Below are 24554 nucleotides of genomic sequence, written 5' to 3' on the forward strand. Positions count from 1 at the left end.
GAAACTATGGCGTACAAAATGATAAAAATTGCACTAGGTTGTTTGCTTTTCACAGTTATTGGACACAATGCATCTGCACAAGCTGTGAGAAAATCTACCAAAGTAGGAGATGGGGTGTACGAACTCGTCTACAATGAAAAAAACAATCAGGTTTATGTAACCACGACCCGTGGAAATGCCAAAAAGCCAACAATATATGCCTTAGATGCAAATACACTAGCGGTGAAAGATTCCATTACACTCGAAAACGGTGCTTTTGGTCTTGGGATCAATCAAAAAACACAAATTCTTTATGGTACAGTTACACGTGGAGCCGCTGTGATTGCAATTGACATAAAGACGGGCAAAACACTGGCCTCGATTACTAACGGATCGGAGAAGGGGCATACTCGAGAGGCTGTCGTAAATGAGAAAACCAATAAGATTTATGTTTCTGACGTGGGTGCTGGCGTATGGGAAATTGATGGTAAATCAAATACGTTCACACATATGCTGAATGGAATAAAAGGAGCTACTGGATTAGCGGTAGATGGAACACGCGATAGACTTTATGCCATCAGTAAGGGTAAAGTAGTGTTTTATAATCTAAAATCGGATGCCGTAATTGATAGCTTTTCAACTGGAGCCGAAAAGGCAATTAATCTAGCTTTGGATACACAACGTAATCATTTATTTGTCTCGCATCAGACCGGGGCTGTCAGCGTTCTAAATGCTAAAAATGGAGAGCTGCTGAAAACTATTCCAGTGGGTGAAGGTGCTCTGGGTATCGTTTATAGCGCACAAAAGGACGCTGTTTTTGTAGCTAACAGAGCTGGGGGCAATCTCACGGTCATCAACGCAAAAGACTATACTGTCCTTGCTACGGTAGAGAGCGGTTCTTTGCCCAATACCGTCGTGGTCGATCCCAAAGGGAATGCCTTTGTCAGCAACAAAGCGCAGGGAGGTGGACGTCCAAAAAAAGGAGAAAAACCAAAAGCGTCTAATGATCCTAACGGAGATATAGTTACCAAAATCAGTTTATTGAATTGATTCTTTGGTAAAGGTTATCTAATGCGGAAAAAATATTATTTATGAAAGAGGAAATTATTGAGACGATGAAAAATCGCGGATGCATTATCACAGATAGGCAAAAATGGATCGTCGAGGCTGTTTGTCAGGTCGAAGTCATAGACAGTATTGATGATTTTTGGATAAAATTACGAGAGAATCGGTCTGTTTCCTGGTCTACTGTACGTACTACCTTCCGTTTTATGACCTTATGTGGGATTTTGCGTAGGGAATCGCGAGGCAACCGATCTGTATCTTATCGTTTAATGACCCAAGACAATACTTAGTATCTAATTTCCGCGAAACAAGCTCAGTTATCTAAACACAATTTTAAAAAATGAAAAAAATATTTGTTGCAGCGTCATTGTTCTTTGCAATGCAGGCACAGGCACAGGAAAGCACTTTGTTGAATAAAGAGTTTTGGACAGGTAATCCAACGATAGAGGCTGTAAAATCTGAATTCTCAAAGAAAGCTTTTAATTTTAAAGAAGTCATGGCTGGTGATGATCCACTGAGCTTAGCCATTAACAATGATGCTCCCATTGATGTGATCAAATTTCTTGCTGGCCAGCCCGGTGTAGATTTCAAACGCGGGATTCATGAGGGGCGTACTTATTTACATGCTGCCGCGTCCAAAGGAAATGGCGAAGCGGTGGATTGTCTTATAAAGAGCGGTTCAGACATTAATTTTACCGATGCCCATGATCAGACAGCATTGAGTTATTCGGCCTATGTAGGTAAAACTACACTTCCTGTATTGGAGGCTTTCGTTAAAAATGGATTCGATGTCAATACAAAGTTTGAGAAAAAGGGCGGAGCAAATATTTTATTGTTGGCGGCTCCAGCAGATCATGATTTAGCGATCACGGATTATCTTGTTTCTAAAGGTGTTTCACTTCATTCAGTAGATAACAATGGTGCTACCATAGTTGACTATGCTGCTAAGTTGGGGAATGTGGATATTCTGCGGAAGCTGATACAGAAAGATGCGAAGTATACAGATAACTCGCTGACAATTGCAGCCCAGGGACCTTTCCGCAGCGCTAACACCATAGGTATTTACAAGTTTCTTGTTGAAGATCTAAAACTGGATCCTAAAGCGACTAATAAACAAGGGCAAAATGTTTTGCATCTTATCGCCGGTAAGCAGGACCAAAGTGATATTATCGCTTATTTCTTAGAGAAAGGAGTTGACGTTAACCAGAAAGACCGAAATGGTAACACTGCTTTTATGGGAATCGCCGGTATCAAAAGTGCCGAAATTGTTGAGGGGGTATTGCCAAATGTAAAAGATATCAACGCTGTCAATAATAAAGGCGAATCTGCACTTACGAATGCCGTGAAAAGTTCAACGGCCGAAGTAGTATCATTATTGGTAAAAAGCGGAGCAAATGTAAAGCTTGAGGATAACGATGGACACAATTTAGCTTATATTGCAGTGGATGCATACCGTGGTGCTGGCGGCAGAGGTGGTTTTGGTGGAAGAAACGCAGGCGGACAAAGTGCTGCTCCAAAAATTTCTCCAGCAGTAGATTTAGGAAACAAACTGGATCTCCTAAAGGAAAAGGGACTGAATGTGGCTGCTTCTGCTTCTGATGGAAGTACTCTGTACCATTTGGCCGTGACCAAAAATGATCCAGATCTACTTAAAAAGGTCTCAACTCTGGGAATAGATGTCAACGCGAAAAATGCTGAAGGGATGACCGCATTGCATAAAGCCGCCATGCTGGCTAAAAAAGATGATGTACTCCAGGTTTTAGTTGCCGCCGGTGCAAAAAAAGAACTGCAGACTTCTTTCGGAGAAACAGCATATGATCTAGCTTCTGAAAATGAGTTATTGAAACAAGCTAATATTTCCGTTGATTTTCTAAAATAGAGACGTATGATCCAAAAGTTAAAATATGTATTGATTTTTATTGCTGTTGCATCCGCGGTGATACATGTGAAAGCACAGTCCAGTACCAAGTATAAGTGCATGATTCAATTAAATAATTATTCTGGTCCCGCATCTTATATTGTGGTTTCTCTTGTGAATAAAAACGATGAGTACGAAAAAACACTTTATATTCTAGGAAGCGATCAAAAATGGTACCCGGATCTCAAAGCCTGGCACAAGGCTTTTAAGAAAAAGCCTACGGATATCAGTGCGATTACTGGCGCATCTATTTCTGGTGGCGATCGCACTGTCATGAGTATTAACATCGATAACTCGAAACTCAATGCGGGGTATAAAATTCGCTTTGAGTCGGCTGTTGAGCACAATCCCTATCATCAGAAAGACGCGGAAATACCTTTGACTGCCGAAGGGCTTTCAAAAAAGACAGATGGTACGGGATATATACGTTATGTGAGATTTAGCACAAATTAATTTTTCAATACTGCATGATCATTTCTGTATGGAGGTATAGTCACTTAACACTGGCTATATCTTCGTTTTTATTATTAACTGTAGCATCGATTTCTGGATTTTTCTTGGCGTTCGAACCAATTTTAATGCGATCCCAAAACATCCAGGTTGACAGATCCGATACTATTTCTTTAGCGTATGCCATTCCATTGCTCAAGGAAAAATTTCAAGGTATACAGGAAATTGAGGTGGATGATTACGATAATGTTATTGTTAAGTACGCTGATGCTAAAGGTGTTGATCAGAAGAAATACGTTTCAGCTGTAACTGGTGAGATTCTTGGAACCCCTCAAGCACAACAACCCTTTTTTCAGTGGATGACAGTTGTACATCGATCCTTATTTTTACATAATACCGGGCGTATTATTATGTGCATTACGGCTGGAGCACTTTTATTAATAGCTGTTTCGGGAATATTGTTGGTCGTACAACGGCAGAAAGGATGGCGGCGTTTCTTCTCAAACGTGGAAAAAACCGGTCTTTTTCATTATTATCATGTTGTTCTGGGAAGACTCTCTCTATTTTTTATTCTAGCGCTTTCTGTTACGGGAATTTACTTGACCATTTTTGGTTTCACATACAAAGCGACTAATATTATTTCCAGTATCGATGAAAACTCGCTTAAAGAAGAGCCTTTTAAAGAAGTTGCTAATTTTGATGCATGGAAAGCTCTGACGTTGGCAAATCTCAAAAAATTGCAATATCCATTTTCAGAGTTTCCAGAAGACTATTATTACGTCAAGCTAAAAGATCGCGAATTTTATCTCAATCAATTTACAGGTGAAGTATTAGCCTTTCAGGATTTTTCAACTGCCTATCGTATTTCAGATTTAAGTCTGCGTTGGCATACCGGTCGTTCGGGAATTATATGGGCACTTATTCTTGCTGTCAATTCGGGTTACATACTGTTTTTTATTTACTCTGGTTTTGCTATCAGTTTAAAACGGAAGAAAGGCAATATTAAAAATGTATTTAGAGAAACGGAAGCGGAAATTATCTTTTTAATTGGATCTGAAAATGGAGGTACCTTTCATTTTGCAAGCGCTATTTACAAACGACTAATTGAGCAAGGAAAAAGAGTTTATCTTACCGATATGAATAAGTTTAATCTTTTTCTCAAGGCAAAACATTTTGTCATTATGACCAGCACTTACGGTCAGGGTGAGCCACCTTCAAACGCAAAGCTATTTGTTGAAAAACTAAATAAATATGCGCAAGCTAATCACGTTACGTATTCTGTTGTGGGATTTGGTTCCAGGAGTTATCCATTGTACTGCAAATTTGCTGATGATGTGGATGACGCTTTGAAGAAACAGTATTGGGCTACCGAAATGTTACCCCTTCATAAAGTAAATGATAGATCACCACAAGATTTTGGTAATTGGCTTACAGCCTGGACGCAGCTTATTGATTGCCCCATGTTACTTCCTAGAGAATTGCTAACACCGAGTTCCCAGCAATTGAAAAAGCTATCAGTTGTCGAGAGAACTCCACTAAACTCAGAGCAAGTATTTATTATTAAGCTGGAATCTAAGCATGTTTTCTCAGGGGATTTACTGGCAATTTATCCACGAAATGATCATCGAGAGCGTCTTTATTCTATTGGCAAGATCGGTGACCAGATCCTGCTAAGTATTAAGTTATATGAGCACGGTCTAGGTTCTAACTTTTTGTATCAGCTCGATAAAGGAGATGTATTAGATGCTAAACTGATCAAGAATGATCATTTCCGTTTTCCAAAATATGCCAGGGAACTGATACTTATCTCTAACGGAACAGGAATAGCTCCATTTTTAGGGATAATTGATGAAAATTATAAAAAGATTCCCATCCACTTGTATTGTGGTTTCAGAAGAGAATCTTCATTCGACATATATCGTCCATATATTGAATCACACCTAGAGAATGGCAATTTAAGTGCCCTATGCCTCGCTTTGTCCCGAGAGGGCGATCAACGATATGTTAGTGATTACCTATTGGAAAATAGTGCCCGTATTTGGGGCTCATTAAATAGAGGAGGTGTGATTATGCTTTGTGGCTCGCTTGCCATGCAACAAGGTGTAGTCAGCATTTTGAAAGAAATCTGTTTCGTAAATCACCCCGACGCCTATGATAAATTTATTGAACAGTCACAAATTCTTTTTGATTGTTATTAGTTAAATAGATATGAGGTTTATTTTATTGCTCGCATTGTTATGCTGAAATAGGTTTATCCTCTAATTTAAGAATTAATGTGGATTTTTTTTGTTTAAACAATTGATATTCTTACAGTCAACCAAGTTTGTGTTCCTACGATATCATGGGCTTTATTTTATAATGCACAGACAAAATATATCGCTGCTGGGGAGTACAACTACTCTAGCGTGTCGATTGATCCCCAACTTTGCTGCTTCTTATCCAGTTTTAGATCTTTCAATGAAATAAACATATAACTATACCAAGGTGATACTATGATTTCGAGGCCAAAGCAAAATTTGGACTAATTTTTTATTTAAAAATTTTATATATCGTTTTATACATTTATAAAAAAATATTAATATTGTATTTATGTAATACATAATATTGTTGGCATTTTTTCTTAATCTAACCAATTAATCTTAAACATCTGCTAACCTTTGAAAGAACATTTTAATTACCGATATGGAATCGAATCAAGTGGAAAGTCGAATAGAGCATAAAATTTTGCGCTGTCTAAAAGACGGAGATATGCAAGCATTTTCCTTAGTTTATAATTTTTACTGGGATGGCCTCTATAGCTTTGCTTTACGATTAATGAAGGAAGAATCGCTAGCACAAGATGTTTTACATGATGTCTTTACCGAGTTGTGGGCCCGTCATAAACGATTAAACATCCAGTCATCGTTAAAAGATTATTTATTCATTTGTACAAAAAACAGATGTTTTAAGCTGCTGAGGAAATTACGTAGGTTAAATGAAGTAGAGGATCACCTGTTGTTAGACATCGCGATTGAGCATGATGAGCTTTCGTATAAAGAGCTTTCTGATCAGCTTGATGGCTTACTAGCAAGACTTCCAATCAAAACAAGGGCAATATTTATTATGAGTCGAGAAGATGATTTATCCTACAAACAAATCGCAAAAAAAATGAATCTTAGTATTAAATCTGTCGAATATCATATATCAAAAGTCTTGAATAAATTACGAAAAGCCTTATAATTATATTCGCCTTTTCGTTAACTTGTCGTATTAACAAATTAAAATCTTTCAAATTCATCTGTATTATAAACACATGCCCCTAAACGATAGCGAACATATAAAAAAACAAACTTTTGATCGTATTCTAACAACGATTAGCACAAAGAAACGTAAAAAGCGTTTGTTGAATGGTGCTATCCTATTTTTTGTTTTATCTATTTGTTCTGTTAGCTTCTATATTTTCTATTCTCGTTCCATTGACCTGTCCCCCCAAAAAGCTGAACATCTTTATGCCGATATTACAGCAGGTGATATCACAATCTCAGGATCAAGGCCCATGTCGCTTGCTGAATGGGAGAATAATAAAAACAAACCTTTCAAGGTCAGTAAAAAGAAAGATATGTTGATTATTGAACAGACAGAATCATCAACCTCCGAATTTGATGATGTTGTTTTGCGTGTTGGGGTTGGTGGATTGTATAAGGTTTTGTTAAAAGATGGAACAACGGTATTTCTCAATTCCAATTCTGAGTTGAGCTACAAAGGTGATTTTTTAAAAAATCGGATTTTAAGTTTAAAAGGAGAAGCTTTTTTTGAGGTTGCTAAGAGACAACAGGCTGGTATTAAACAGGATTTCATTGTTCTGACAGAGAAACAGCGGATAGCTGTTTTAGGTACAAAGTTTAATGTTTTGTCTCGTGAAAAAGTCGAGCAGACTGTATTAACAGAAGGAAGTATAGCTTTGAAAAGTATTAAATCAGGAAAAAATAAGTTACTTATTCCTGGAGAGATGGCCATGCTGGATGATCAAGGGGCTATTGGTAAAACAATTGCTATAACCGAAGATTATACATCGTGGAAAGATGGTAATTTGTATTACGAAAATAAAAGCTTGCGCGATATTCTTTCAGATCTTGCTAATATTTATCCAATTCATTTTGATCCCAATAAAGTTCCAAATCGGAATTTCACACTTTTTCTTAAAAGAGATCGCTCTTTTTCTGAGATTTTGGATCTCATAAAAAAATCAGGCAATTTGAACATCACGTTAAAAGATCATGAAATAATTTTTTAAAAAAGTTTTTAGGGTAGTAGCGTTTAGGAGACTCTTTATTGTAAGAATGGGGATAATGCCCCTTTTACAATAAAACCTAAAAACATGAATAAAGAATTTCACCTGAAAAAAAACAAATTTGGGTTTGTTCGGGACAAATCCGCTTTAACTCTTCTTAAGCGATCGTCAAGAATAGGGACTATCTTTGGTTTAATCGCTCTCCAAAGTCTTCCTTTAGTCAAGGCACAAGAATTAAACCTGAATCTAAAAAATGCAACCTTAACTGAGGCCCTAAAAGAAATCCGTAGACAAACAGGATATCAGATTATTTATGATTCGGATATTCTGCAAAACAAAAAATTAATCACTTATTCAGGTTCCAAACTGGATCTGAGATTGGTGTTGAAAAAAGCGCTCACCGAGCAGAATCTAGATTTTGTGATTGAAGGCAACACTATTATTGTTAAACCACAGGAAAGAACTAGTTTAAAAGATAGCCCAAATCAAAAATCAGAACGGATAGAAATTAAAGGTACAGTGTTAAATGTATCGGGAAAACCAATTGCAGGTGTGACTGTAACGGAGAGAGGTACTTCAAATACTGTATTGACAGCAGAAGACGGAACATTTATTTTAAAAGTAGCAAATGAAAAATCCATTTTGGATTTTTCCTATGTGGGGTATGCTTCTTTAAGTGAAAATGCGAGTCGCAATCCAATGCTGTTGACAATGGCCAATCAAGATAGGGCCTTGGAAGAAGTTGTCGTAGTGGGGTACGGAACACAAAAGAAGGCAAATTTGACCGGTGCGGTTTCTTCTCTTGACGGTAAAGAGTTAGAATCAAGACCTGTGCAGAATGTTGGACAGGCCCTTCAGGGCATGATCCCTGGACTGAATTTACAGACAACCGGACTGGGGGGTGAGCTAAATCAAAATTTAAGTGTCAATATTCGTGGTGCAGGAACGATAGGCGTGGGGTCAAGTTCATCAGTTTTGGTTTTAATAGATGGGATGGAAGGCAATATGAATGCACTTAATCCTCAGGATATTGAAAATATCACCGTACTTAAAGATGCAGCAGCTTCGGCTATTTACGGGTCCAGAGCACCTTTCGGAGTAATCCTCATTACGACAAAATCTGGGAAATCGGGGAAGATAACTGCAAATTATAACAATAATATCAGACTGGGCAAGCCAAGAGGACTACCCACGATGTTAGATTCCAAAACATTTGCTTATTATTTCAATGAAGTCGCAGCAAACGATGGTGAGGGAGCAAAATTTTCGCAGGAGGTATTGGAACGAATTGATGCTTATCAGAAAGGCGAAATTGAAACGACGACTACCCCAAATGCTAGTGACAGATTTCAATACTATACAGGATCTAATGGGAATACAAACTGGTTTAAGGAGTTTTATCGGAACTTTACAACTTCCCATGAACACACACTCAGTTTGAATGGGGGGACTGAAAAACTGAATTTTTATAGTTCTGCAAATTACATGAATCAAAACGGTTTGAACAGATTTGCCAATGATAATTTTCAACGATACTCGATAGCTACGAAAATCAATGCAAAGATTAGCGATAAGTTAGACTTGATGTACAATACGCGTTTTGTACGTGAAGACTACGAAAAAGCAAGCCATATGAATGATTTATATTATCATAATATAGCTAGAAGATGGCCTACGATACCTTTGTACGATCCAAATGGAAATTATTCCGAACCAAGTGAAATCTTGCAGCTGCAGCAGGGGGGGCGTTCAAAATTTCAGAAAGATTTTCTCTATCAACAGCTGCAATTGCATTATCAGCCAATCAAAAACTTGAATGTAACAGGAAATGTCAATTATCGCATTACGAGTCAAAATGATCATGCTGAAATTTTGAGAGCTTATTCAAATGATGCAAAAGGAAATCCATTTCCCGTTGCGGTAGGATACAATGCGGCAGGATATACCAATGTGTCCGAATACAATCGAAAAGATGAATATTTCAGTACAAATTTCTTTTCAGATTATTCCTTTGACATCAACGATGATCACCATTTCAAAATTTTGGCTGGTTTCAATTCAGAGCTCAATAAGTATAGAGATCTTAATGGAAGCATGAGCGATCTAATCACAGATAATATACCGACATTGAATACTGCGACCACTAATCCAAGAGCTTCTGGGGGCTACCAACATTGGGCTACCGCTGGTTTTTTTGGACGTTTAAACTATAACTACAAAGATAAATATCTTTTTGAAGCGAATGGGCGATACGATGGCTCTTCACGTTTTCCAAGAGACTTGCGCTGGAATCTCTTTCCCTCCGTTTCCGTTGGATGGAACATAGCGAATGAATCATTTTGGCCTATCAAGGAGCATGTTTCCATGTTTAAGTTGCGTGGTTCCTATGGCGAGCTGGGAAACCAATATACGGACAATTGGTATCCTTTTTATGCAACAATGCCAGTGAGTATAGCTAATGGTACCTGGCTTTTGAATGGACAAAAAACAAATACAGCCAGTGCACCTGGGCTTATTGCCTCTACATTGACCTGGGAGCGTGTATCAAGCTGGAATGTGGGGCTTGATTTGCGGGCACTTTCCAATCGTTTAGGTTTATCTCTTGAAGTCTATCGTCGGAATACATTCGATATGATAGGACCAGCACCAGAACTTCCTGTTATTTTGGGCACGGCTGTACCGCGTTTAAACAATGCCGAGATGAATTCCAAAGGCTTCGAAATTGAAGTAAACTGGAAAGATCATATCGGTAAACTGAATTATAGCGCACGAGCTGTACTTTCCGACGACCGTCAGACAGTAACCAAATATCCTAATCCTACTGGTACGTTGAGTACTTGGTATGATGGCCGGAAGAATGGGGAGATCTGGGGATATCAAACTTTAGGAATAGCACAGAGCGCGGAAGAAATGGCTGCACACCTCGCTAATGCCAAACAGTCTTTCGGGACAAACTGGCAAGCTGGCGACATCATGTATGCTGATCTCAACGGAGACGGTCAGGTTAATAATGGAGCCAATACGTTGGCTAACCCAGGGGATCTGGCAATTATAGGAAATTCGGCCCCACGCTATCGTTACAGTTTTGATTTAAATTTCAATTATAGCGGGTTCGATTTAGGGATTTTCTTGCAAGGTGTTGGAAAACGCGATTATATGCCCAATGGCCCATATTTTTGGGGAGCGAATGGCGGGATGTGGCAATCTGCTGGATTTGTTGAGAATATGGACTTCTACCGTGATGAGAATTCCACTATGGTACAAAATGGTATATTAGGTGTTAATAAAGATTCCTATTTACCAAGACCTTATTTTAATACCTCAAAAAATCAGCAAACGCAAACGAGATATTTGCAAAGCGCCGCTTATTTACGTTTAAAGAATGCTCAGTTTGGATATACGTTTTCTCCACAGCTATTGACCAAAATAGGATTTTCCAAAATTCGAATTTATGCATCAGGTGAAAATTTGTTGACTTTTACCAAAATGGCCAAGGTTTTTGATCCGGAAACCGTTGGACTTGGAGGGTGGAACGATGGAAAAACATATCCATTTTCGACGACTTATTCTTTTGGACTTAACTTGAATTTTTAAACAGATAGATATGAAAAGAACATATTATTTCTCCACAATTTCTTGGTTGCTATCAATGACCGTGTTGTTCACTTTGCACTCCTGCAATAAGTATTTGGATAGAGAACCCTTATCCAATGTAACACCACAAGAATATTTAAATACAGAAGCGGACTTAGCTGCATATACTGTTGGACGTTATGCCTTTCCATCCCATTCTGGCTGGGGGCTTGGAACATTTGCCAACGATAACGGTACTGATAACCAGGTGACTTCAAGTTATTCGACACGCTGGGTCCCGGGAGAATGGCGTGTGCCAAGTTCCGGAGGTGAATGGGATTTTACCCAGATTAGACAGTTGAACTATTTTCTTGAACAAGTACTTCCAAAATGGAAAAATGGTAAGGTAACAGGAAATTCCGCAAATATAACCCATTATGTGGGAGAAGCTTATTTTTTGAGAGCGTATGAATATTTTACTAAGGTACAGGCGCTAGGTGATTTTCCGATCATCAGAAATACACTGAAAGATAATATGGAAGAGCTGACCGCTGCTTCTGTTCGACAACCTAGGAATGTGGTGGTTAGATTTATTCTTTCTGATTTGGATTCGGCGATTACACTGCTGAACGATGTTGCTCCGGACGGGAAAAACCGTATTTCAAAAAAGGCTGCTTTACTTTTTAAATCTCGTGTAGGATTATTTGAAGGCTCTTGGCTAAAATACCATAAAGGAACTGCTTTTGTCCCTGGTGGTACTGGCTGGCCGGGTGCAAAATCGCATCCAAATTTTTCGATCAATATCGATAATGAGATCAATTATTTCTTAGAACAGTCGATGACAGCCGCCGCTCAGGTAGCCGATGCAGTCGAACTTGTTGGAAATACAAAGGATGATGGTTATAATTCATCTTCAAATCCCTATTTTAAAATGTTTGGTGATGAAAATCTAAACGGTTACAGTGAAGTCCTTTTATGGCGGAGTTATTCAATGCCTTTAGGAATTACGCATGCTGTAAATCACTACATGAACCGTAATGGCGGAAATTCTGGATATTCAAGAGGTCTTGTGGAAAATTTCACCATGAAAAACGGACTGCCTATTTATGCTTCTAACGCTGGGTATGCAGGTGACGATTCCATCAGCCTCGTCAAAAAAAATCGGGATAATCGCTTACAGCTCTTTATGAAAGCACCTGGGGAATTGAGTTATACCAACCAGACTTCTTCGACAGGTGCTGTGCAGACAGAGCCGAGACCAGATATTATCGGACTAGCCGAAACAAGGTACGTGACAGGTTATGCCTTGAAAAAAGGAATGAGCTATCTTTTTGCCCAAGCTGAGGGACAGACTGGTACCACAGGCTCGATTATATTTCGCGCAGTCGAAGCGTATCTAAACTATATTGAAGCAAGTTATCTTGCAAAGGGAGTGATCGATGCAAAAGCCAATAGTTACTGGACAAAAATCAGAGAAAGAGCAGGTGTAAATACAGATTTTATGGCAACCGTAAATGCGACCGACATGCAAAAGGAAGCTCAGGGTGACTTTGCTGCATATTCAGCAGGACAATTACTATCTGACAAACTTCTTTATAATATTAGAAGGGAGCGCCGTTTGGAACTAGTTGCCGAGGGATTTAGATTTAATGATCTTAGGCGTTGGCGGGCTCTTGATCAGCTAGCAAGCAATCCATACATTATTGAAGGGATGAGGCTGTGGGGGCCTATGCAAGACTGGTACAAAGATAAAGGCGTCTCGACTTTAATCGTACCCGGCACAGCAGGAAAAACCGCAAATGTGTCTTCACCACAGGAAAGTCAATATTTAAGACCCTATCGGATTAATCTTTCGGCTAACAATCTTGTTCTAAATGGCTATAGCTGGACCAGTGCCCATTATTTGTCTCCCATAGCAATAAGTCATTTGAGCATAACTTCGACAGATGGTAGCCCAGCTGGTTCAATTATCTATCAAAACCCGAATTGGCCTTTAGTTGCCAATCAGGGGGCCAATCAATAATTGGTCGGAACCTTTACGAAAATTTTGAAGATAAGATAGTTCGGAGATTATTCCGGCTATCTTATTTTTGTCAGATAAATATCAAATGAAGAAAATTAATACAATTACATTACTGTTATTGGCAGCGGTTTTTCACGCTTCGGCTCAAAATATGATTGCATTACAACCCGGAGAATCAGAATCTGCTATTGTAACCAAAGCTGCCAACGTGATACCGACCCAAAGACAGCTTGATTGGCAAAAGCTGGAAGTGACCGGATTTCTCCATTTTGGGATCAATACCTTCACAAATAAGGAATGGGGTGAAGGGAAAGACGATCCAAAATTATTTAATCCGACGCAATTAGATGCAGAACAATGGGTTAGGACAGCAAAGGAAGGTGGAATCAAACTTTTGATTCTTACCGCGAAGCATCACGATGGCTTCTGCCTCTGGCAAACGAATACAACAGACTATTCGGTTAAAAATTCTCCTTACAAAAAGGGAAAAGGAGATATTTTTGGCAAACTTGCTGCGGCCTGTAAAAAATACGATATGAAGTTGGGGGTATATCTTTCCCCTTGGGATCGACATGAAGCTTCTTATGGGTCAGAAGCTTATAATGATTTTTTTGTTGCCCAATTGAGCGAATTACTGACCCGATATGGTCAGATTGATGAAGTTTGGTTTGATGGTGCTAACGGAGAGGGACCTAACGGTAAAAAGCAGGAATACGATTGGAATCGTTATTATCAGGTTATACGTGAAAAACAACCTGAGGCCGTTATCGCAGTTATGGGACCCGATGTAAGATGGGTCGGTACAGAAACGGGGTATGGACGGGACACAGAATGGTCAGTTGTACCGGCTAGTAATCTAGCACAAAATCAGATAGCTGCAGGATCGCAACAGCAGATGAATATTAAACCGGCCGGAGATATGCGTAATAAAGATCTTGGGAGCAGAGAAAGGATCAAAGAGGCAAAAGGGCTGGTATGGTACCCAGCGGAAACTGATGTTTCTATACGCCCGGGATGGTTCTATCACGAGGAAGAGGATAACAAAGTCAAAAGCCCGGGTAAGTTGATGGATATTTATTTTAATTCGGTAGGGAAAAATGGTGTCTTGTTGCTTAATATTCCACCAACAACTGCAGGTTTGATTCATTCGGTAGATGCTGCAAATTTAAAAAAGTGGAATGACTGGCGCACAGCATTGTTTTCGAAAAATCTTTTAAGCAAAGCTAAACTCCATACTGCAGGCCTCGTTTTAAAAAAATGGAAAAAAATGCCATTTTGGACGACGAAAGATGAAAAAAACAGTATAGCAACTTTTGAATATACCCTACCTAAAGCAACCGCGTTCAACGTTCTTTCCTTACAGGAAACCATCGCTTTAGGGCAACGTGTCGAGCGATTTAATTTGGAGATCTGGCAAGATGGAGTCTGGAGAGAAGTGTCGAAAGGAACTACTATCGGTAACAAACGTTTATTGACTTTTCCGACAGTTAGTGCCCAGAGATTAAGAATCAACATTTTACAATCTCGCCTAAACCCACAAATAGAACAGCTGGGACTCTATTTCAATGAAAGAGGAGCATTTGAATAGCACATCATGATTTCAGCTTTAATTCCAATCACAAAAGATCTGAATAATTTTATTATGTTATACATAAGTTGTATTTTCGGATCTTCAATTTGTTTTTATGAACAAACTCAACCTTAAAATGCTATAGATGCAAAAAGAATCTAAATCTTATTTATCCATTTTTTCAACCCGAGGACTGAAATTTATACTATGTGCAATAATATCTATTGGACCAAATACTTTATTTGCTCAGGAACGAATAGTAACCATGCTCGAGGATGGATGGAAATTTACAAAACATGATCAGCCAAACTTCGCTGATATCGGATTGATTACAAGCGAATGGCAGACTGTTCGTGTTCCGCATGATTGGGCAATTTATGGCCCATTTAGTGCCAACAATGATAAGCAGCATATGGCTATTGCTCAAGATGGACAAAAGGAAGCATTGGAACATGCAGGTCGGACTGGTGGACTTCCGTTTGTAGGCGTTGGCTGGTATCGTAAAGAATTTGAATTGCCACAAAACGTTCAAAATAAGCGCACGGTTTTACAGTTTGATGGTGCTATGAGCAATGCTGTCGTTTTTGTGAATGGGAAAAAGGTCGGCAATTGGCCTTATGGCTATAATAGTTTTTATTTTGACGTTTCCGAGTATGTGAGTCCGGGTCAAAATTTGGTCGCGGTAAGATTAGAAAATAAGTCTGAGTCATCCCGCTGGTACCCTGGCGCAGGATTATATCGAAATGTTCGATTGGAGATCACTGAAAAAACAAGTATTGCACATTGGGGCACCTATATTACGACGCCTGAGATCACAAAGGATTTCGCGCGAATTCAGGTTCGGACTGATTTAGCCGGTATAGATCTATCGAAAGATTCTCTTTCCTTAGAAACTATTCTTATCGATAGCCATGGACGCATCGTGGCGAAGAAGAATGATCAGATAGGCAACTACCAGATCCAGCAGATGCAACAGGAATTGTTCGTTGAGAAACCACAATTGTGGGAATTGCAATCCCCCAATTTATATAAGGCTGTCAGCAAGCTCTATCAGAACGGCAAATTAATCGATAAATATCAAACCGTATTTGGAATCAGAAGCATTGCTATGGTACCCAATAAAGGGTTTTATTTGAATGGAAAGCTGACCGTATTTAAAGGAGTGTGTTTGCATCATGATTTGGGGCCTTTGGGAGCAGCTGTGAATGATGCCGCTATTAGGCGGCAGTTACGAATAATGAAAGATATGGGCGTTAATGCCATTCGCACTTCCCATAATATGCCGGCTCCGGAGCTGGTGCAAGCCTGTGACGAAATGGGTATTATGCTAATGGCGGAAAGTTTTGATGAATGGAAAATTCCCAAAATGAAGAATGGGTACAATCAATATTTTAACGATTGGGCCGAAAAAGATCTTGTAAATCTGATACGGCATTACCGCAATAATCCAAGCGTTGTGATGTGGTGTATTGGAAATGAAGTACCCGAACAAGGAAGTCCTGATGGATCTAAGGTCGCGAGATATCTGCAAGATATTTGCCATCGTGAGGATCCATCTCGCCCCGTTACCCAGGGGATGGACAACCCTGATGCGGTTATAAATAGTAGCTTTGCCTCAACGATGGATGTTGCAGGCTTTAATTATCGTCCATTTAAATACCCCCAAGCCTATAAAAAGTTACAACAGCAGTTAATTCTTGGTACTGAAACTGCGTCTACTTTGAGTTCTAGAGGTGTTTATAAATTTCCCGTTGAACGAAAATCGATGGCAAAATATGACGACCATCAGGCTTCGAGTTATGATGTAGAGCATTGTTCCTGGTCGGATTTGCCTGAAGATAACTTTATTCAGCATGACGATCTACCTTACGCAATAGGTGAATTTGTCTGGACAGGGTTCGATTATTTGGGCGAACCGACACCCTACTATACAGATTGGCCAAGTCATAGTTCTTTGTTCGGTATTGTAGATCTTGCCGGTATCCCTAAAGATCGATATTATCTTTATCGTAGCCATTGGAACCAGGAATTGCATACACTTCATATTCTTCCTCATTGGAACTGGAAGGGACGCGAAGGACAGAAAACGCCAATTTTTGTCTATACAGATTACCCTGCAGCGGAAATTTTTATCAATGGAAAAAGTCAAGGAGTAAAAAAGAAAGATTTTGATGTTACCTTGGAAAATTCTAACGATAAAAAGGCACAAAATGATTTTATGCGTCAAAAGCGCTATCGTTTGATGTGGATGAATACTAAATACGAACCGGGTACGGTTACGGTAGTTGCCTATGATTCTTTAGGAAATATAGCTGCAAGAGATAGTGTAAAGACGGCAGGTAAGTTATATACTGTACGTTTAGACGTTGATCGGAAACAATTGAAAGCAAATGGAAAAGATATTGCTTTTATCACAGCTACGCTGGTTGATAAACAGGGGAATATAGTGACAGGCGAAGACCGAGAATTAAAATTCAAGGTAAAAGGGCAGGGGGCATTTAAGGCTGTGGCGAATGGAGATCCAACAAGTTTGGAATCATTTCAGAAGCCTTTCATGAAGTGCTTTAATGGTCAATTGGTTTTTCTTGTTGAAAGCAGAGACTCTGTTGGGGAAATTATAGCAGAAGTAGAAGGAAAAGGATTGAAGAAAGCAAGCGTCAAATTAACGGTGAAGTAAATGATATGTTTCATCCTATAATGCTGTACAATCAGATAATATAGGTGTGTGTATAGATGGAATTTGCTTGTGGGGCACGATAATCTCATAAAGGTCTATTAAATATTGTAGAGAATTATTTGGCCTAATTAATGCATCAATTAATTATGTTTAAAAAAATGCTTTTGATACAACCTTTTTAATATCTTTGGTGAGTAACTTCATTTTATGAAAAGAGCTATTTTTTACCATTGTGCTCAGCTATTTTTCTTAATTCTAATTTTATTAATTGGAGGATGTTCCAAGAAGGAGAATATTGCGAGCAAAACCGATGAATATATTGATCAGGCAGAAATATTAAATCCTTTGAATCTTGTTGTAAGTGCTGCAAACAAAGATTTAATAGAGTTATCTTGGGATAAGGTGAACAGTTCGCATTTTAAGCCAGTATCCTATGCGATATATGTCGATAATAAGCTTGTAGCGAAGGATCTTAGTATAACAAAATACAGCTTAATTAATTTGCTTGGCGATACAAATTATAAGATCCGTGTAATTGCGAGTTCCCAAACGGGAATAACACAAGAACAAAGCATCGATGCAAGAACTGTTGGAGGCAGCACAACTAACGGAAGTACTTATGTTGAATACAAAATTCATACGCAATCACGTATAACGGGCAATAATAGCATCCGTCTTCTGGAAGATGGTGGACATTTAATCTGTACATTTTTGCAGCATGAGGGTGGAGAAACAAATTTTAAACTGATTGTATATCGTACAAATAATAAAGGCCAGATTATATGGTATCGCTTGATCCAGGATCTAAATTATTATGATTTACCACCACATGTAGTGTTGCCTTCTAAGCAAGATGAAGCTTTCATTATTGTTAAACACGATATTTATGTCATTGATCAGACGAATGGTAAACTGAAACTGGAGAAGCCCGTTTCGATAGATTTGTCTCCGAATGATTACGTTTCATCAGTTCAGTTTGACGCGTCACATAACATGATCATGGGTACAGGTGGGGGAGAGCTGTTAAAGGTTACTACCAGCGACTTTAAAGTTGTTTGGAAACGTAAAAATAGCTCCGTTGGCATTTCTTCAATTCAGTTAGACAATGCGCAACAGATCTATTATAGTTTGCTTGATTCTGAAGCAACAAAAATTAAGGTGCAAAAAACAGATCGGGACGGTAATGTGCTGGCTACTTTTGAGTTTGATGGAAAGCTTCCTGGCGATTACGAACGTCAATACCATATGCCTATTTTACTGAAAGATAAAAATGATATTTTTTATCTCTGGGGTTTTGACTTCTATTCCTATTCGTTAAGGTATGTCAAATTTGATAAGAATGGCGATGTCAAGGCAAAATTGGGTGAGTACGTCAATTTAAAGCCAGCAGGAGCTTTTTTTGATAATGATAACAATATTGTGGTCTATGGACAGCAAGAAGGTGGTGGAATATCCACTTATGGTACTATAAATAAGTATGACAGTGATCTGAAGCTCTTATCGACTTTACAATATCCTAATTTGGAGATGCATATGTTTAAAAATATGACCCAGAATGTCGATAATTCATACAACCTGTTTTTCTATTATATACAAACCTGGTCCTATGAAAATTTGAATTTCATTTATATTAAAACAAAATCAAATGGGCAACTTTAACAAATACCTTTGTCTACTGGGGCTTGTTTTTCTTATGTCGGCCTGTAAAACTGAAAAAAATGAGGTTTTTCCAAGGATTATTAATGAGGCCATCACTAGTGTCCGGGATAAAGAAATTTCAATGACCTATCAGATTTCCAGTCTAGGATATACAAAATCGGGCGTCAGGTACTATAAAAAAGATAATCCCAGTCAAGGAAAAAGTGTTGAAGCTGTTCGTGAAGGCGATATGTTTCGACTCACATTGAATGAACTGGATTCCGAATCTACTTATATTTTGGTGCCTTACATCGAGTATAATGGCAACACAATAGAATCTGAGCGTAAAACTGAAATAACCACAACTGCTCCATTCCCAGAAGATTTTACGCTCTTTTGGCCAAATACAGAGGCAGAGTATGATGAAAGGGGCCAGTTTAGGACTGTGGTTGAAGGGAAGAATCTTAATAATATTAATCTGAGGGATATTAAATTTCTATTTGGAATGGACACGCTTCACATGAACTATCCCATTGCAACGAAAAATGGAACCTATCAGATCAGTCTAACGGGTTATTATCCGTATCGAGACGGCAATTATATGTTGCGCGTGATTTATAAAGAGAAAGAGATCATTGGTCAGGCTATTGATTTTATTTATAAGGGAAATACATTGGCCATAGGACTGAAAAAGACGAACTGGAGAACTAATTATCCTTCGATCTGCAATGACCAAATCTATTATTTTTGGAACAATTCTGTTTCACATTTTGATCCTGAAACGAGCCGGTTGCAGAATATTGCTCATATTCCCGATACGATGGGGGTTATTCCGCCAAAGTCCGTATCCATTGGAAATCGAATATTTTTTCTTGCACTGCCAGTTAGCCATATTTTGCCTTCGCTAGAGCCGGACCTTTTCAATGGTTATGAGTTGTTTTGTCAAGCTTTTGACATTGAAAAACGCGAATTTTCAAAGTACTATTTTAGCCGGCCCCAACTTAAAGAATCGCACGGTTATAGTAATCATAGTATCTTTGTGCACAATAATGCGGTCTACCAAACGTATACACTTACAGTGAATTCTCGTGGAATAAAGAATATTGTCGCCAAATATAACCCGACAAAAGATAAATTTGAGGAGATCGCCAATTTCGATACTAATTTTTCCAGTGAATGCTTTGTCTCAGTTAAAGGCAGATTATATGCACTTGGAGTTTCAAATGTATTTGACCAAGGTTTCAATATCGGGTATACCTTAACGATATATGCTGTTGACGCGAACACATTTAAACTTACAGAATTATATCGTGTCGGAACAACCCATCAAACCTATCCTTATGCGCCAGTAGGTGCCATAAATTTTAATGGTGATATATTACTGGCATTGGACGTCAATAATTTTATGATGTACAACATAGTAAAAAACACGCTAAGTCCTATCTATTTAAGTATTAATGGAAATCATATGTATTTTGGCGGAATGTTCACTTATAAAGACAAGTATTACCTCAATGCTGATATTAACTTTTTAGAAGGCTCAATTTATGAAATGTCTATCCAATAACAACTGTATATGCTGGTTTATAGGAGTTTTATTAGTCCTTATGAGCTCCTGCAAAAAGGAAACCGTATATAACGAAATAGATGCTTTTGCAGATATTCAAAATAAAGTTACTTTAGATAAAGGCCAGTACATACTGTCTTTTACACTTGCTTCGTATCCATATAGTAAAGTTGAAGTATATGTACACGATGATCTTGCTGTTATGTACAAACAGACCGGAGGAAAAATCTACAATGCCGTGAGTCAAAATAACAATAAGTATAGTGTGTTCTTTTCCCCTTTAGAAAAATCGAAAAAATACTATTATCAACTGATTGTTAACGACAGCAACGGGAATTCAGTACGTTCAGCAATATTTAATTTTACAACTCAACCTTAATATCCATGTATAATAAGTCTACATTATTTTGGTGTTCATTTCTTTGTGTTTTTTTTGAAAGCTTTTTATTTGTAGCCTGTTCAAAGAAGGAATACCAGGATGTACTGAAAACAGTATATGAACCTAAGGCCGAGCCCACTGAACTATATGACGAATTCACCGTCCAGCTAAAGGGTAGCGCCTTACAAAAAGGGGAAACAGGTACATGGAGTATAACAAAAGGAACTGTAGTGGAAGATTATGTGAAAATCGACGATCCTAATAACCCTAATTCGTTTTTTAGGGGAGTGCCTGGAGAGGAATATATCCTTACCTGGACGGTAAAAGGTAGCGGTAATAGTAATACGGCCACAGTCGATGTTAAAATACCCGAGTTACATATCGATATTAAAGAAAACACACCTTCATCCTTTAAGACGATACTTCACTTTGCCGTGGATCCGAAATATAAAGGTAAATGGTCTTTCGATAAAGCTTATGGTCATCTACATAGCACATACCACGACGGATGGGCTAGGCCAGTAGAAGAAAACCCTACTATTGAACTGCATGGTTATTCCAATACCAGCTATCAAGTTACCTATACGATGACTTATGCTGGGAAAAATTATCAGTTTACCAAAAAGGTACAGACTGGCGAATATCAAGAAGACGAGGCATTAAATGAATTGCAAATGGGGCGCGGTGGGCGTGTTGTTGAAGATAAGGATGGACATATTATTGAAATGAATATGCAGGCTTCAGGTATTGCACATCGTTTTAATGACCCGGGCTCTTTTCCTGCGCTTAAGGCATTTAAATATCTGAGGAAGCTTATTTTAGGTGGATCTTCATTGAAAGATGTTCCGACTATTTTCGGCGATCATTACCTTGCTCTTGAAGAACTTAGTCTGGATCGGGTAGGCTATTATCTTACCATTCCCGATAATTTTGGCAATCTAACCAAATTGAAATCATTTCACCTCACACCGATGCGAACCCCCGATTTGGGATATACCGTGGTATTGCCAAAAACTTTTGGAAATTTAAAGTCGCTCGAAACCCTTATTATGCGGTATGTCGGCGATGTAGACTTCAACGGCACGTTGGGTAAACTGGTCAATTTAAAACACCTCGATTGCTTTGTTACCCAGCTTCCTTCAGATTTTGGAAACTTGACCAAACTGGTGTCTACGGAAGTTCTCGCGCAACAGGCTTATATCCCATCAAGTTTGAGTCAATGCCGTAATTTGAGGTTTGCACGTTTTAGTTTTGTTTATCCGGGATCATCACCAGTTACCTTGCCTTCGGATATCGATAATTTGACTAAGTTGGACACGCTTGAAATTTACGGAGAAAGTAGGCTTCAGCAACTGCCACAATCTTTTGGTAACCTCAAGAGCTTAAAACAACTTTGGATTCAAGGAGAAAGCTTGCAATCTATTCCTGATAATATTGGGAACTTGTCTAATCTTAGATTCTGGTTAGTGGGCGGTAATTTTAAAACTTTACCGGCTTCGATAGGTAACCTTAAAAAATTAGAAGATCTTTGGCTATCCCCTTCTGTAGAGAAGCTTCCAGATGAGTTCGGCGGATTAAGTAGTTTATCCTATCTGAATATGGAGAATAGTAGACTGACAAGTCTACCGGAAACATTCGGAAAACTTAAGAGCCTGAAGGAAATCAATGCAAGGGCATCTTCGATTACTGATTTTCCAAGCAGTTTTGGACAATTGGACGGTCTGCTAAAACTGGATTTCAATTATAGCAAGCTCAAGAAATTTCCTGTAGAGATTTGTGCTTTGAAGGCCGTGAATAACGTTATTTTGAACGGTACAAATTTGGGTCGACTTCCCGATGAAATTTATTCCATGCGCTCAGGTGTGATTTTTACGCTATATCAATGTTTGAATATAGACTATGATCAATTAAAGGAAATCACTGCGAAAAGAGATGGTCTTGTATTTTATTACTGATAAGCGGATCATGATTGCCTGTAAATATGTTAATTTTTTAAGGCATGGCCCACAGGAAGTAAACATAAAGTCCGATAGCACAGGGTGCTCCAGATGAATGTTTACAGAATATTTTTGGACGGAAACAAAGGGGTATAACGTAATACTATTCAAGCTTAATGAAGTTTCAAAAATTTCTTTTCGGACGATCAATTTTGGGTAAATTCCAAAAGAATAGAATAAAATGATAAAGGAGCTGACCGCATGATCATCCTTTTTTTGGAAGTATTATAAGGATAGCGAATGCGAGAAAAAAAAGAATTGTAATAACCGGAAAAATAAACGGTACTAGGCCATCAAAATTCACACAAAGCCCAAAAACTGTTAAAAATAAAATTGGTAATACTATTAGTATTATTGAAAAGTTTTATGGAGTCCAGTACTTTTTATAATACTCTAGCTGCGATTTTACATTGGGATCTTTCCCCTTTAATTTCCTATAATAACTTGTTAATATGATGCCAGACATGTCGTCAGGATGCCTTATTCCCCGTTTAGTGAAATATGCGGAGAGCCTTGAACCTCCCCAGAGGCCCCAATTATTTCTCATCCACATTCCAAATCCGAAATGTGAGCCGGCCATAAACTCTGACTCTGTCATTTCTCTTATTTTATTTTTGGTGCTATCATCCCAGAACGAGTCTATTTGGACAAAACAATCGTCAAGGTTTTTCGGGATATAAATACCGGCAATTGTGTCCGCATTCATCCGCTGTCTGATTTCCTTTTTCAATTTGTTTTCCTTCAGTTTGAATGCCTTCAGGAGAGAATCTTCTTTTACATAACCTGCTGAGAGTAGCTGTTTATAGTATTCCAAAATCACATCTTTTTTAAAGTTGTGGATTCCTTTATTATTTAAATATGTAAATAATGGAGATTTTCCAGTCGAAAGGAGCGAGTCAATCAATTCAAATTCACTTTCAAGTTCATTGTCGGTTAATTCACTTAACTCTACCTCATCACTATATTTGATTACGTTTTTTAGGCTATCCGAAACGTTAAGATTTAAGAATGAGGCTGTTTCTTTCAGATTTCTAGGAAGGGAGTTTTGAGCAGAAGCAGAGGGCAGTGACCAAACAACTGATATAAGTGCAAGCAATATAAATCTTAGGGTGGTCATATTATTGGTGTAAAGCAGTTTTAAATTCAACTAATTAGATCTAAATAATTCTTGAACTAATTTAAGAATTTATTCTTTTCTAACAGCTGTCAACTTAGGTAACGTTGCACAAGAAATGTAATATGCTTTCAAACAGTTATAAGACTTAAGTGATCAATTTAATATTAATGAATAAGATTATCGAAAATGGCTGGCAGCCTGTTCAATATTGAACGGCTAGTGTTCAATAACAGTCAGTATTAAGAAAGAAATTCGTTCGTAGTGTATTGGCAAATAGCGTGTTAAATTTATTGGCAAACTATTTGGAATCCCCATTCAAGTACAAAATAAA

Annotated in this window: 16 protein-coding genes; 15 read left to right on the forward strand and 1 reads right to left on the reverse strand. The window is 38.3% G+C overall.

Annotated elements, in window-relative coordinates; genetic code table 11:
- The first annotated feature begins 6 nt into the window (after positions 1-6).
- The 15 genes from B4N43_RS15175 to B4N43_RS15245 all read left to right on the forward strand — a co-directional run bounded on the left by B4N43_RS15175 (position 7) and on the right by B4N43_RS15245 (position 23064).
- Entirely contained in the window at positions 7-1029 is a 1023-nt protein-coding gene (locus tag B4N43_RS15175) for a YncE family protein (protein WP_286735502.1), read from the forward strand.
- 41 nt (positions 1030-1070) lie between these two features.
- Entirely contained in the window at positions 1071-1334 is a 264-nt protein-coding gene (locus B4N43_RS15180) for a hypothetical protein (protein ID WP_145330156.1), read from the forward strand.
- 50 nt (positions 1335-1384) lie between these two features.
- On the forward strand, positions 1385-2923 hold the full coding sequence (locus tag B4N43_RS15185) for an ankyrin repeat domain-containing protein (protein ID WP_286735503.1): 1539 nt from the start codon (positions 1385-1387) through the stop codon (positions 2921-2923).
- 6 nt (positions 2924-2929) lie between these two features.
- The gene (locus tag B4N43_RS15190; RefSeq protein ID WP_286735504.1) at positions 2930-3415 is read left to right on the forward strand and encodes a DUF2271 domain-containing protein; all 486 of its coding nucleotides are present in this window, start codon (positions 2930-2932) and stop codon (positions 3413-3415) included.
- A gap of 14 nt (positions 3416-3429) precedes the next feature.
- Positions 3430-5610 carry a PepSY domain-containing protein gene (locus tag B4N43_RS15195; protein WP_286735505.1) on the forward strand — a complete coding sequence of 727 codons (2181 nt, stop codon included), beginning with the start codon at positions 3430-3432 and terminating at the stop codon, positions 5608-5610.
- A 484-nt stretch (positions 5611-6094) separates the two neighbouring features.
- Positions 6095-6631, forward strand: coding sequence for an RNA polymerase sigma-70 factor (locus B4N43_RS15200; RefSeq protein WP_075993655.1), 537 nt, complete (start codon positions 6095-6097; stop codon positions 6629-6631).
- Between the two features lie 73 nt (positions 6632-6704).
- Entirely contained in the window at positions 6705-7685 is a 981-nt protein-coding gene (locus B4N43_RS15205) for a FecR family protein (RefSeq protein WP_286735506.1), read from the forward strand.
- Between the two features lie 84 nt (positions 7686-7769).
- On the forward strand, positions 7770-11276 hold the full coding sequence (locus tag B4N43_RS15210; RefSeq protein WP_286735507.1) for a TonB-dependent receptor: 3507 nt from the start codon (positions 7770-7772) through the stop codon (positions 11274-11276).
- 10 nt (positions 11277-11286) lie between these two features.
- Positions 11287-13278, forward strand: a complete 1992-nt coding sequence (locus tag B4N43_RS15215; protein ID WP_075993653.1) for a RagB/SusD family nutrient uptake outer membrane protein — start codon at positions 11287-11289, stop codon at positions 13276-13278.
- An 85-nt stretch (positions 13279-13363) separates the two neighbouring features.
- On the forward strand, positions 13364-14866 hold the full coding sequence (locus B4N43_RS15220) for an alpha-L-fucosidase (protein ID WP_286735508.1): 1503 nt from the start codon (positions 13364-13366) through the stop codon (positions 14864-14866).
- 127 nt (positions 14867-14993) lie between these two features.
- Positions 14994-17525: a glycoside hydrolase family 2 TIM barrel-domain containing protein gene (locus tag B4N43_RS15225; RefSeq protein WP_286735509.1), complete on the forward strand. Its 2532-nt coding sequence runs from the start codon at positions 14994-14996 to the stop codon at positions 17523-17525.
- Positions 17526-17732: 207 nt separating this feature from the next.
- On the forward strand, positions 17733-19184 hold the full coding sequence (locus tag B4N43_RS15230) for a hypothetical protein (RefSeq protein WP_286735510.1): 1452 nt from the start codon (positions 17733-17735) through the stop codon (positions 19182-19184).
- Positions 19171-20730, forward strand: coding sequence for a hypothetical protein (locus B4N43_RS15235; protein WP_286735511.1), 1560 nt, complete (start codon positions 19171-19173; stop codon positions 20728-20730). The genes B4N43_RS15230 and B4N43_RS15235 overlap by 14 nt, the downstream gene beginning before the upstream one ends.
- A gap of 40 nt (positions 20731-20770) precedes the next feature.
- Positions 20771-21109: a hypothetical protein gene (locus B4N43_RS15240; protein WP_070566777.1), complete on the forward strand. Its 339-nt coding sequence runs from the start codon at positions 20771-20773 to the stop codon at positions 21107-21109.
- A 5-nt stretch (positions 21110-21114) separates the two neighbouring features.
- Complete coding sequence (locus B4N43_RS15245; protein WP_286735512.1) at positions 21115-23064, forward strand: leucine-rich repeat domain-containing protein; 1950 nt, start codon at positions 21115-21117, stop codon at positions 23062-23064.
- A gap of 406 nt (positions 23065-23470) precedes the next feature.
- Here B4N43_RS15245 and B4N43_RS15250 read toward each other — a convergent pair whose 3' ends face one another.
- On the reverse strand, positions 23471-24253 hold the full coding sequence (locus tag B4N43_RS15250; RefSeq protein ID WP_286735513.1) for a DUF6794 domain-containing protein: 783 nt from the start codon (positions 24251-24253) through the stop codon (positions 23471-23473).
- Positions 24254-24554 lie beyond the last annotated feature (301 nt).

Origin of the sequence: Sphingobacterium sp. UBA1897, assembly GCF_002337775.1 — a bacterium.
In the GTDB taxonomy this organism is placed as follows: Bacteria; Bacteroidota; Bacteroidia; order Sphingobacteriales; family Sphingobacteriaceae; genus Sphingobacterium; species Sphingobacterium siyangense.

Coding starts and splice junctions, on each gene's coding strand:
- B4N43_RS15175 (WP_286735502.1), top strand. CDS start 7: ATGGCGTACAAAATGATAAAAATTGCACTAGGTTGTTTGCTTTTCACA.
- B4N43_RS15180 (WP_145330156.1), top strand. CDS start 1,071: ATGAAAGAGGAAATTATTGAGACGATGAAAAATCGCGGATGCATTATC.
- B4N43_RS15185 (WP_286735503.1), top strand. CDS start 1,385: ATGAAAAAAATATTTGTTGCAGCGTCATTGTTCTTTGCAATGCAGGCA.
- B4N43_RS15190 (WP_286735504.1), top strand. CDS start 2,930: ATGATCCAAAAGTTAAAATATGTATTGATTTTTATTGCTGTTGCATCC.
- B4N43_RS15195 (WP_286735505.1), top strand. CDS start 3,430: ATGATCATTTCTGTATGGAGGTATAGTCACTTAACACTGGCTATATCT.
- B4N43_RS15200 (WP_075993655.1), top strand. CDS start 6,095: ATGGAATCGAATCAAGTGGAAAGTCGAATAGAGCATAAAATTTTGCGC.
- B4N43_RS15205 (WP_286735506.1), top strand. CDS start 6,705: ATGCCCCTAAACGATAGCGAACATATAAAAAAACAAACTTTTGATCGT.
- B4N43_RS15210 (WP_286735507.1), top strand. CDS start 7,770: ATGAATAAAGAATTTCACCTGAAAAAAAACAAATTTGGGTTTGTTCGG.
- B4N43_RS15215 (WP_075993653.1), top strand. CDS start 11,287: ATGAAAAGAACATATTATTTCTCCACAATTTCTTGGTTGCTATCAATG.
- B4N43_RS15220 (WP_286735508.1), top strand. CDS start 13,364: ATGAAGAAAATTAATACAATTACATTACTGTTATTGGCAGCGGTTTTT.
- B4N43_RS15225 (WP_286735509.1), top strand. CDS start 14,994: ATGCAAAAAGAATCTAAATCTTATTTATCCATTTTTTCAACCCGAGGA.
- B4N43_RS15230 (WP_286735510.1), top strand. CDS start 17,733: ATGAAAAGAGCTATTTTTTACCATTGTGCTCAGCTATTTTTCTTAATT.
- B4N43_RS15235 (WP_286735511.1), top strand. CDS start 19,171: ATGGGCAACTTTAACAAATACCTTTGTCTACTGGGGCTTGTTTTTCTT.
- B4N43_RS15240 (WP_070566777.1), top strand. CDS start 20,771: ATGAGCTCCTGCAAAAAGGAAACCGTATATAACGAAATAGATGCTTTT.
- B4N43_RS15245 (WP_286735512.1), top strand. CDS start 21,115: ATGTATAATAAGTCTACATTATTTTGGTGTTCATTTCTTTGTGTTTTT.